This is a genomic window from Kitasatospora sp. NPDC057198 (assembly GCF_042670125.1).
Taxonomy (GTDB): domain Bacteria; phylum Actinomycetota; class Actinomycetes; order Streptomycetales; family Streptomycetaceae; genus Kitasatospora.
On the sequence record NZ_JBHUWH010000273.1, the window covers coordinates 1 to 10,571 of the forward strand.

The following is a 10,571-nucleotide window of genomic DNA, read 5'->3' on the forward strand; positions in this document are numbered from 1 at the left end:
CGGCCGGCCGGTGCCCACCGACGGCGAGAGCGTCGGCGAACTCCAACTCCAGGGCCCCACGCTGTTCGACGGCTACCTCGGCCGGCCCGAGGCCACCGCCGCCGCCCGGACCGCCGACGGCTGGTTCCGCACCGGCGACGTCGCCGTCATCGGACCCGACGGCTTCCACCGGATCGTCGGCCGCGCCTCCGTCGACCTGATCAAGAGCGGCGGCTACCGGATCGGCGCCGGCGAGGTCGAGGCCGCGCTGCGCGACCACCCCGGCGTCGCCGACGCCGCCGTCATCGGCGCGCCCGACCCGGACCTCGGCCAGACCGTGGTCGCGTACGTCGTCGCGCACGGTGGACAGGCGCTCGGAGAACGGGAGTTGATCGACTTCGTGGCGGGCCGGCTCTCCGTCCACAAGCGCCCCCGGCGGGTCGTGCTGGTCGACGACCTGCCGCGCAACGCGATGGGTAAGGTGCTCAAGAAGCAGCTGCTGGACGCCGACGGGTAACCCCCCGCGCCGCCCCCGCCGCTTCCGCCGCCCGGCGCGCGCCCCCCGCGCGCGAACCCGCCCCTCGACGCGCCCTTTCAGGAGGCCGGGGAGTGGGTACCACTGGAGAGGCGCGGGGGCCGGTGCCCCGCGCTGCCCGGCGCCCGGCCGGGCCGCCGAGGAGGGGCAGGGATGCTTGTGATCGTCTGGGTCAACGGCGCGTTCGGAGCGGGCAAGACCAGCGCCTGCCGGGAGTTGCTCCGACTGCTGCCGGGAAGCCTGCTGTTCGACCCGGAGACCCTGGACCCGGTCCTGCGGGCCGCCCGTCCGGGCCGGGAGGACACCGACCCGTGGGAGTCGCCCGCCTGGCGGCGGCTCACCGCCGAGAGCGCCGCCGCGCTCGCCGCCGAGGCCGACGGACCGGTCCTCGTCCCCGCCGCGCTGCTGCGCCAGGAGCACCGCGACGAAGTCTTCGGCCTGCTCGCGGGCCGCGGCATCCCCGTCCACCACGTCGTCCTCGACCCCGTCGAGACCATCCTGCGAGCCCGGATCGCCACCCGCGAGGACGTCCCCGGAGACCCGGAGGCCACCGCCCGGCTCCGGCGGCGCGCCCGCGAGGCGCTGCCCGGCTACCTCACCGCCCGCGGCTGGCTCGCCGGGGACGCCCGGATGGTCGACAACGGCGTCCTGACCCCCCGGCAGACCGCCGAACGCATCGCCGAACTGGTGCGCGGCGGCGGCGCCCGCTGCCCGATCGTACGCAGCGAGGGCGGCGACGGGGACACCGTCGCCGCCGCGGTGCTGCTCTTCGACGACCGGGACCGCGTCCTGCTGGTCGACCCCGCCTACAAGCCGCACTGGGAGTTCCCCGGCGGCGTCGTCGAGAGCGGCGAACCGCCCACCGCGGCGGGCGTCCGCGAGGTCGCCGAAGAACTCGGCCTGCGCCTGCGGCCGGAGGACCTGCGGCTGCTCGCCGTCGACTGGGAACCCGGCGCGGGCCGCGGCCGCGGCGGCCTGCGACTGGTCTACGACGGCGGACGGCTCGGCCCCTCCCAGGTGCTGCGGCTGCGGCTGCCCGCCGGGGAACTGCGCGACTGGCACTTCGCCACCCTCCGGGAGGCCGCCGAGATGCTGCCCGCCGCGCGCATGCGGCGGCTGACCGCGGCACTGGAGGCCCGGGCGGTCGGCGAACTGCGCTACCTGGAGGGCGGACGGCCCGCCGCGACGGGGGTGGCGCCCGCGCGCTGAGAGAGCACTGCCAGGGGCTCGGGGAACGGCGAGCACGGGTCTGCTGACGGTTCACTGCCGTTGGGCGCATCGGCTTCGGGTTCTGTTTCAGGCACGCAGCAGCACGGACCTTCGATGGGCTCCGGCCGTCAGCAGCACGGACCCGCCGTTCCCCGGGCCCCTGATTGCGCATCCCGCCGTTCGTACCCGGGCCCCTGGTGGTGCGTGCTCGTCTGCCGACAGTTCCGGCGGGCAGGATGGGTGCATGCCGTTCACGCTCAGCCATGTCGCTGCTGTTCTGCCCGGCCTGCGGGCCGCGAAGCGTCGGGGGGCGCTGGTTGCTGCCGGGCTGGTCGCCGGCTCGATGGCGCCCGATGTGCCGTTCTTCGCCGAGTCCCTCGTCCGGGGGGCGTACCGGCACGGCGGGTTGACGCACCGTTGGTGGGCCGCGGCGACCGTCGACGTGGCGATCGGCGCCGGGCTGGTCGCCGGCTGGTACGGGCTGTGGCGCGAGCCCCTGCGGGCGGCGGTGCCGGGGCGGTGGAACGAGGTGGTGCCCGCGGGGCGGCCGACGGGTGGTGAACTCGCGCTGACGGCGGGCGCGTTGGCCGTCGGCGCGACCACTCACCTGGTCTGGGACTCCTTCACCCACCACGGCCGGGCCGGCGTCCGCGCCCTGCCCGTGCTGGAACGGCGGGTCGGCGGCGTCCCGCTGCACGGCGTCCTGCAGTACGGGACGTCGCTGGCCGGGCTGGCCGTGCTCGCGCGGTACGCCGGGCCGTGGCGGGAGAGCCGGAAGAGCACCGCCGCGCTGCTGGCCGCGGCGGCGCTGGCCGGGGCGGGGGAGCGGGTGCGGCGGCGCGAGCGCGGGTTCGTCGACGAGGCGTGCTTCGGCGCGGGCGCGGGGCTCGCGCTGGGGGCGGCGTTGCTCAGGCTGGGAGGAGAGCACCGCCAGGGGCTCGGTGAGAACGGCGAGAGGTGAAACCAGGGGCTCGGGGAACGGCGAGGCCGTGGCTGCTGACGGTTCATGGCCGTTGCGTGCCGCCGCTTCGGGTTCTGTTCACTGCACGCAGCAGCACGGACTCGCCGTTCCCCGAGCCCCCGGCGGTTGCTCTTCCTAGAGGTAGCCGTTGGTGGCGAGGTGGGCGCCGATGGCGCGGTAGGCGGCGGGGTCGTCGGGGGTGAGGGCGGCCAGGCCGTCGACGTAGCGGTTGTACATGCAGAAGGCGGCGGCGATCAGGACGGTGTCGTGGACGGTCTCGTCGTCGGCGCCGGCGGCCTTCGCGGCGGCGACGTCCTCGGGGGTGACGGACAGTCCGCTGTCGGCGACCTTGGCGGCGAGCCGGAGCAGGGCGCGCATCAGGTCGGTGACGGGGGCGGCGTCGAGGTCGGTCTGGACGGCCTCGACGAGGGCGAAATCGCCGTCGAGGCGGTGGGCGGCGGTGGCGCCGTGCGCGCCGGCGCAGTAGCGGGTGCGGTTGAGGGAGGAGACGTAGGCGGCGATGAGTTCGCGTTCGCCCACGCCCAACGGCGAATCCCCGCGCAGGAGTTGTTCGGCGAGTTCGCTCAGGCGCAGGCCGGAGGCGGGTTTGGCGGCGAGCAGGCCCCGGATGCCGGGGTCGTCGTTGGGGAGCGCGATGTGGGGCATGGGGGCCACTGAAGCGGTTCGGGGCGGGCTTGGCAAGGGCTTGACCTGGGGAGGCGGCGCCGGAACGGGACCGGACGACGCCGGGTCCGGAGGGGCGGGGCAGGGTCGCGGCGGGGGGCGGGCAGATTAGGATGGGCGACCGTGACTGACACCGGTAGCACCCAGGACCAGGCCCTCGCCGACGACACCGGTGACGGGGCTTCGGAGGAGCTCGCGGGCACCGGCCCGCAGGACGCGCGGGACGACGGAGCGGCGGCGCTCGACGGCGTGTGGGACGTCGTGGTGGTCGGCGCGGGCCCGGCGGGCTCATCGGCGGCGTACGCGGCGGCCCTGCGCGGGCGGCGGGTGCTGCTGCTCGACAAGGCCGAGCACCCCCGGTACAAGACCTGCGGCGGCGGCATCATCGGCCCCTCGCGGGACTCGCTGCCGGAGGACTTCAAACTGCCGCTGCAGGACCGCATCTCGGCGGTGACCTTCGCGCTGAACGGCCGCTGGACGCGGACCAGGCGCTCGAAGCGGATGCTGTTCGGCGTGGTCAACCGGGACGAGTTCGACCTGCGCCTGGTGCAGGCCGCCGAGCAGGCCGGGGCGGTGCTGGTGACCGGGGTGACCGCGACCGGCGTCGAGCAGCAGGGCGGCGACAGCCGCACCGTGTTCGTGACGCTGGCGGACGGCCGCCGGGTCGAGGCGCGGGCGGTGGTCGGCGCGGACGGTTCGGCCAGCCGGATCGGCCGGCACGTCGGGGTGAGCTTCGACCAGATCGACCTGGGCCTGGAGGCGGAGATCCCCGTCCCCGAGTCGGTGTCGCGGGCCTGGGCGGGCCGGATCCACCTGGACTGGGGCCCGCTGCCGGGCAGTTACGGCTGGGTGTTCCCGAAGACCGACTCGGGGACGCTGACGGTCGGGGTGATCTCGGCGCGCGGCGAGGGCGAGCGGACCAAGGAGTACCTGGCGGCGTACGTCCGCCGGCTGGGCCTGTCCGGGTTCGAGCCGCTGGTGGAGTCCGGGCACCTGACCCGCTGCCGGGCCGAGGACTCGCCGCTGTCGCGCGGCCGGGTGCTGGTCGCGGGCGACGCGGCCGGGCTGCTGGAGCCGTGGACCCGGGAGGGCATCTCGTACGCGCTGCGCTCGGGCCGGCTGGCCGGGGAGTGGGCGGTGCAGGTGGCCGAGGCGGGCGGCGCGGCGGACGTGCGGCGGCAGGCGCTGAACTACGCGTTCGCGATCAAGGCCGGGCTGGGGGTGGAGATGCGGGCCGGTAAGGTCATGCTGGCCTCGTTCGAGAAGCGCCCGTACCTGTTCCACCTGGCGGTGTCGGTGATCAACCCGGCGTGGCGGGCGTTCGCCCGGACCACCCAGGGGCACACCACGTTCGCGCAGCTGATGCGGGACCACCGGGCGGCGCGCAAGCTGGCGTCGGTCGCCGGACGGCAGTAGGGACGGGTCGGCCGCGGGCCCGCCCGGGAGGTCGTGCCTCCCGGGCGGGCGGTGCGGACGGGCGCGGGGGGTTGGGATTCGGGGGGCCGCCCCGCGCCCGCGTTCCGGGGTCACTTCAGGCGGGCGTCACTTCAGGCCGGCGTCCAGGGCGTTCATCAGGGTGCCGGACGGGGTGTCGCCGGACATCTCCCAGACCATGGCGCCCAGCAGGTTCTTGGACTTGAGCCAGGCGGTCTTCTGGCCGATCGACCAGGCGTCGTCGAAGCTCCACCACTGGCCGCCGTTGCCGGTGTAGCCGTAGGTGGAGACCGAGGCCGGGTCGTGGTATACGGTCAGGTTGGGCACCGAGGTGATCAGGTTGTTGTAGCCGCGGGTGCCGGCCTCCTCGGCGAACTGGCCGGGCGCGGCGCCGCCCGCGGCCTGCCAGGCGCCGTGCGCGCCGCCGTCGGTGACGTTCTGCCAGCCGCGGCCGTAGAACGGGAAGCCGATGGTGAGCTTGCGCGGGTTGACGCCCGCGTCGAGGTACGCCTTGACGGCGTTCTCGATCGAGAAGTGGAACGGGTACGGGTCGGCCGGGTCGGTGTACAGGTTGGCCTGCTGGCCGGTCCGGTTGGGCTCCCACGAGTTGTCGCTGCCGGAGCCGTGGAAGTCGTAGCCCTGCACGTTGGCGATGTCCAGGTACTGGAAGATCTGCGAGAGGTCCCAGCCCTGGCCGATCTTGGCCGGGTCGGCGGGGGTGAAGGCGGTGAGCAGCTTGTGCGAGCCGCCGAGGGCGTCGAGCTGGCGGCGGAACTCGGCCAGCAGCAGGGTCAGGTTCTGCTTGTCGTCGGCGGAGTAGTGGTTGCCGGCGTGGCCGTCGGGCGAGCCGGGCCATTCCCAGTCGATGTCGATGCCGTCGAAGATGCCGGCGCCGGTGCCGGGGCCGCCCGCGCCGTTGTAGGAGGGCAGGTTGCCCTTGATCCAGATGTCGATGCAGGAGGAGACCAGCTTCTTGCGGGAGGCGTCGGTGGCGGCCGCGTCCGAGAAGTACTTGGAGTACGTCCAGCCGCCGAGCGAGACCACGACCTTGAGGTTCGGGTGCTTCGCCTTGAGCTTCTTGAGCTGGTTGAGGTTGCCGCGCAGCGGCGACCAGCCGTCGTCGGCGACGCCGTCCACGGACTGGGCGGCGCTCATCGGGCGGGCGTAGTCGGCGTCGGCGTCACCGGCGCCGGTGCCCTGGTCCGGGTCCTGCGGGTCGGCGGTGGTGCCCTTGGTGACGCCCGCCATGCAGGTCAGGTTGACCGGGTCGATGTTCTCGAAGGCGTAGTTGATGACGTCGAGCTTGGCGGCGCTGCCGGAGGTGTCGAGGTTCTTGACGAAGTACTGGCGGCCGTAGATGCCCCACTGGACGAAGTAGCCGACCCGGGAGTACTTGCCGGGCCCGGCGAGGTCGCCGGTGGTGACGTTCAGCGTGCTGGAGGCGGGGGAGTTGTTGTCGGCGGCGTCCCGGGCCTTCACGGTGAACGCGTACGGGGTGGCGGGGGAGAGTTGGCCGACGGTGGCGGTGGTGCCGGTGACGGTCTGCACCAGGTTGCCGCCCTGGTAGACGTCGTACGCGGCGACCCGCTTGTTGTCGGTCGCGGCGTCCCAGGCCAGCGAGACGCCGGTGCTGGTGACGCCGGTGGAGCGCAGGTTGCCGGGCGCGGTTGGCGGCACGGTGTCGCTCGCCGGGTCGACGGTGGCGGCGCTCAGCGCGGCGCTGACCGGGCCGGTGTTGCCGCGGGTGTCCTTGGCCCGGACGGTCAGGCTGTACGAGGTGGCCGGGGTCAGGCCGGTCAGCGTGGTGGAGGTGCCGGTGGCCGAGCCGAGCACCACCGAGCCGCTGAGCACGTCGTACGAGGCGACCGGGAAGTCGCCCTTGGACGCGGCCGACCAGCTCAGCGAGAGGCTGTGCGCGGTGGCGTCGACCAGGGTCGGCGCGCCCGGCGCGGTCGGCGGGACGTCCGGGGTGCCGTCGCACTTGTCGCCGTTGACGCGGCAGTTCAGCGGGGCGGCGATCGGGCCGTTGCCGATGAACCAGAAGCTGTACGGCTCGGTCGAGCCGTTCGCCGGGACGGTCGCGTTGTAGTACGCGTTGGTGGCGACCACGTGGCTGCCGGTGGTGGTCGAGGTGCCGTTGTAGGTGCCGGTCATCGTGACGCCCGCGGGCAGGTCGAACTCCAGCGTCCAGCCGGTGACGGCCGTCGCGTTGGGGTTCTTCACGATGAAGGTGCCCTTCCACCAGGACCCGTAGTTGTCGCTGGTGAAGGTGGCGGTCAGCTTGGCCGCGGCGTGCGCGGGGGTGGCGGCGAGCAGGGCTATCGGCAGTGCGAGCGCGGCGAGCAGGGCCAGCAGACGGGCCCTGAGCCATTGCCTGGAGCGGACGTGCATCGGTACTCCCTGTCTGGTGTGGGGGATTCCGTACAGGGGTGCCGGGAGCGGCACTTGGAGGGTAAGTGGACTGGACCAACTCGTCAACAGGTCTATACCTTAAGAGAGTTGACGATCATTCGGGCGGTCCGGCGCGGCCGCTGTCGGTGCCCGGTGGCAGGATCACGGCCATGGGACTCGATGTGATGGTGGGCGCGCTGATCGGCGCCGAGGAGGACACGGCCGACTGGTTCCGCGCGGAGTGCGCGGAGATCGCCCGGGTACTGGCAGCCGAAGGGCTGCCGGGGTGGCGGGAGCCGGAGGACGGGCCCGCCTTCGACGACCGGATCTGGGGGTACTCGGGCCTGCACACGCTGCGCCGCCTCGCCGCCCACCTGGCCGCGGGCGGGCGGCTGCCCGAACCGCTGGCGGACGGGGAGCGGGCCACCGACGACCCGGTGCTGCGGGCGGCCTACGAGGACCTCCCGGACGACCCGCCCGGCCCGTTCGACCACCTGATCCACCACTCGGACTGCGAGGGCTACTACGTGCCGGTGGACTTCGCCCCCGTCCTGGCCGACCCGGAGCTGAGCGGCGGCCTGCTCGGCTCCTCGGTCCGGCTGCTGGCCGAACTGGACGAGCTCGCCCGGGTCCTGGGCCTGCCGGACGACCTCGACCCGAACGCCGAGGAGGTCTTCGACGCTTCCGAGGACCCGGACCCGGCGGCCGAGGGCTGGCGACGGTACGGCACCGAGGCGTTCATCTGCCTGCAACTGCGCCTGGCGGCGCGCTGCTCGGTGGAGACGGGGGCGGTACTGGCCTTCTGCTGAGACATCCAGGGGCTCGAGCACCATCAGGGGCTCGGGAGAGCACCATCAGGGGCTCGGGGAACGGCGAGGCCCAGTCTGCTGCGGGTTCACTGTTGGAGCGCGCATCGGCTTCGGGTTCTGTTTACGGCACGCAGCAGCACGGACCTTCGATGGGCTCCGACCGTCAGCAGCACGGACCCGCCGTTCCCCGGGCCCCTGATTTCGCCTCCCGCCGTTTGTGTCCGGGCCCCTGGCGGGGCTCCTCAGGGGCCCAGGAGTTGGTCGGCGAGGGGGCTGCGGGCGTACAGCACCAGGCGGCCGTGGCGGGCGCGGGTGACCAGGCGGGTGGCGTGCAGGACGGCGAGGTGCTGGCTGACCGCGCCGGGGGTGACGTCGAGGCGGCGGGCGAGTTCGGTGGTGGCGGTGGGTTCCTGGAGGAGGGCGAGCAGGCGGGCCTTGGGGGCGCCGAGGAGCTGCTCCAGGGCGTGCGGGGCGGGCGGCGGGTCGGGCGGGCCGGACAGGTTGCCCTGGCCGCGGGCCAGGTAGGTGATGGACGGGGTGAGGTCGGGGCCGATCGCGCTGAGGGCGCCGCGGGAGAAGCAGGTGGGCAGCAGGGCCAGGCCGCGCCGGTCCACGGTGACGTCGAGGTCGCCGTCGCCCCAGTCGCGGTCGATCGTCAGCACCCCGTCCGACCAGTGCAGTCGGTGGTCGAGGTCGGCGAACAGCCCGGCCGCGCCGCGCTCGGCCAGTACCCGGGAGCGGTGCACGATGTCGGCGCGCAGCACCGAACGGGCCCGCGGCCACCAGCCGGGCTCCAGGACGTGCGTCCAGTACGCCTGGAGGGCGTCGGCGACCTCGGCGATCAGGGTGGCGGGCCGGTCGGCGCGCTCGGCCAGCAGCGGCGGCAGCACCCGGTCGTGCGGGAGGAAGGTCACCGCGAGCTCGTCGGCCAGCCGGGCCGGGTCGAAGGCCCGGACCACGGCGAGTTCGGCCCGGAACTCGGGGAAGGGGACGGCCGGGCGGGGCGTCAGGAAGTCCGGCACGTACTTGTTGCTCGCCACCAGGGCGCGCAGCAGCGGCGCCTGCGGCAGCGCCTCGAAGGCCGGGCGCATCGCCTCGAACGCGGCGCCGTGCGGGTACTGGCCCGGATGGGTCCACATCCGCAGGCTGAGCACCGCCTCCTGGAGCGGCGAGCAGGCGAAGTAGGTCGCGGCCAGGTCCGCCAGGCCCAGCCGGAAGCGCAGCACCACGACCGTCCCCCCCGTCCCCGTGCCCGGACGTTTCAGGCCGGGGCTAAATCAATACCACGGACGCTCCGTGCCCGGTCTGATCGGGGCATGACCTCCACCGCTCCCGCGGCCGACCGGGCCGTGCCGCCGCCCCCTGCCCGCAGCCGGTTCGCCCGGCTGCTGCCCGAGGACCCGGTGCTGCGCCGGCTGTCCGCGATCACGCTGGTCAACACGGTCGGCAACGGGCTGGGCATGACGCTCGGGGTGGTCTACTTCACCCGGGTCACCGGCTTCGGCGTCGGCGCGGTCGGCCTGGTGCTGACCGTCGCCGGGGCGTTCGGGGTGGCGGCGGGCGTCCCGGCCGGGCGGCTGTCGGACCGGTACGGGCCCAAGCCGGTGCTGGTCGTGCTGCTGGCGCTGCAGGCGGTGTGCGCGGCGGCGTACGTGCTGGTGGACCGGTTCGCGGTGTTCGCGGTGCTGGCCTGCCTGGTGGCGGTCGCCGACCGGGGCGGTTCGGCGGTGCGCGGCGCGCTGTTCGCCGAGGTGCTGCCGGTCGACGGGCGGGTCGCGGGCCGGGCCTACCTGCGTTCGGTGACCAACATCGGCCTCGCGCTGGGCACCCTGGGGGCCGCGGCCGTCCTGCAACTGGACACCCGGGGCGCCTACTCGGCGGCGATGCTGGTCGACGCGGCCTCGTTCGGGGTGATCGCGGTGCTGTACGTGCTGCTGGTGCCGGGCACGCCGCGCACCCCCGAGCAGGCGGCGCGCTCCGCGGGCGGCCCGAACCCGGCGCTGCGCGACCGGGCCTTCCTCGCGCTGACCGGCCTGAACGCGGTGATCTCGCTGCAGTTCGTGATGATCGAGGTGGCCCTGCCGCTGTGGGTGGTGCGCGACACCGACGCGCCGCGCTGGATGGTGGCGGCCGGGCTGCTGGTGAACACGGCGGTGGTGATCGTGCTGCAGGTGCGGGCCACCCGGGGCACCGAACTGCCGCGGGCCGCCGCGCTGGTGTTCCGGCGCGGGGCGCTGCTGGTGGCGGCGTCCTGCCTGGTGCTGGGCCTGGCCGCGGGGCTGCCGGGCTGGGCGGCGGCGCTGCTGGTGGCGGGCGGGGTGGCCTGCCAGGCGCTCGGCGAGGTGTACAGCCAGGCGGGCGCCTGGGCGCTCAGCTACGACCTGGCGAAGGAGGACGCGCACGGCGCCTACCAGGGCGTGTTCAACACCGGCATGTCGGGCGGACTGATGCTCGGCCCGGTGCTGATGACCTCGGTGGTGATCGCGCACGGCCTGCTCGGCTGGGTGCTGCTGGCCGCGCTGTTCGCCGCCGCGGGCTGCGGGATGACGGCGCTGGTGCGGCGCTGAGG

Annotated in this window: 8 protein-coding genes and 1 pseudogene; 6 read left to right on the top strand and 3 right to left on the bottom strand. The window is 74.4% G+C overall.

Annotation, left to right across the window (positions count from 1 at the left end; all coding sequences use genetic code 11):
• The 3 genes and pseudogenes from ACFUEL_RS26195 to ACFUEL_RS26205 all read left to right on the top strand — a co-directional run.
• A pseudogene (locus ACFUEL_RS26195) lies at window positions 1-496 on the top strand (acyl-CoA synthetase); the annotation flags it as partial.
• 177 nt (window positions 497-673) lie between these two features.
• Window positions 674-1,723, top strand: coding sequence for an NUDIX domain-containing protein (locus ACFUEL_RS26200; RefSeq protein WP_380239225.1), 1,050 nt, complete (start codon window positions 674-676; stop codon window positions 1,721-1,723).
• Between the two features lie 244 nt (window positions 1,724-1,967).
• Window positions 1,968-2,684, top strand: a complete 717-nt coding sequence (locus tag ACFUEL_RS26205) for a DUF4184 family protein (protein ID WP_380239218.1) — start codon at window positions 1,968-1,970, stop codon at window positions 2,682-2,684.
• Window positions 2,685-2,819: 135 nt separating this feature from the next.
• Here ACFUEL_RS26205 and ACFUEL_RS26210 read toward each other — a convergent pair whose 3' ends face one another.
• Entirely contained in the window at window positions 2,820-3,350 is a 531-nt protein-coding gene (locus tag ACFUEL_RS26210) for a carboxymuconolactone decarboxylase family protein (RefSeq protein WP_380239219.1), read from the bottom strand.
• A 141-nt stretch (window positions 3,351-3,491) separates the two neighbouring features.
• On the opposite strand from ACFUEL_RS26210, the gene ACFUEL_RS26215 reads away from it, so the two are divergent.
• The gene (locus tag ACFUEL_RS26215) at window positions 3,492-4,784 is read left to right on the top strand and encodes a geranylgeranyl reductase family protein (protein WP_380239220.1); all 1,293 of its coding nucleotides are present in this window, start codon (window positions 3,492-3,494) and stop codon (window positions 4,782-4,784) included.
• A 126-nt stretch (window positions 4,785-4,910) separates the two neighbouring features.
• Here the strand turns inward: ACFUEL_RS26215 and ACFUEL_RS26220 are convergent, their stop codons facing one another.
• The gene (locus ACFUEL_RS26220) at window positions 4,911-7,193 is read right to left on the bottom strand and encodes a glycosyl hydrolase family 18 protein (RefSeq protein WP_380239221.1); all 2,283 of its coding nucleotides are present in this window, start codon (window positions 7,191-7,193) and stop codon (window positions 4,911-4,913) included.
• 170 nt (window positions 7,194-7,363) lie between these two features.
• Between ACFUEL_RS26220 and ACFUEL_RS26225 the strand changes: the two genes are divergently transcribed.
• Complete coding sequence (locus tag ACFUEL_RS26225) at window positions 7,364-8,002, top strand: hypothetical protein (protein WP_380239222.1); 639 nt, start codon at window positions 7,364-7,366, stop codon at window positions 8,000-8,002.
• A 242-nt stretch (window positions 8,003-8,244) separates the two neighbouring features.
• Here the strand turns inward: ACFUEL_RS26225 and ACFUEL_RS26230 are convergent, their stop codons facing one another.
• Window positions 8,245-9,231: an ArsR/SmtB family transcription factor gene (locus tag ACFUEL_RS26230; RefSeq protein ID WP_380239223.1), complete on the bottom strand. Its 987-nt coding sequence runs from the start codon at window positions 9,229-9,231 to the stop codon at window positions 8,245-8,247.
• An 87-nt stretch (window positions 9,232-9,318) separates the two neighbouring features.
• On the opposite strand from ACFUEL_RS26230, the gene ACFUEL_RS26235 reads away from it, so the two are divergent.
• Window positions 9,319-10,569, top strand: coding sequence for an MFS transporter (locus ACFUEL_RS26235; RefSeq protein ID WP_380239224.1), 1,251 nt, complete (start codon window positions 9,319-9,321; stop codon window positions 10,567-10,569).
• Window positions 10,570-10,571: the final 2 nt, after the last annotated feature.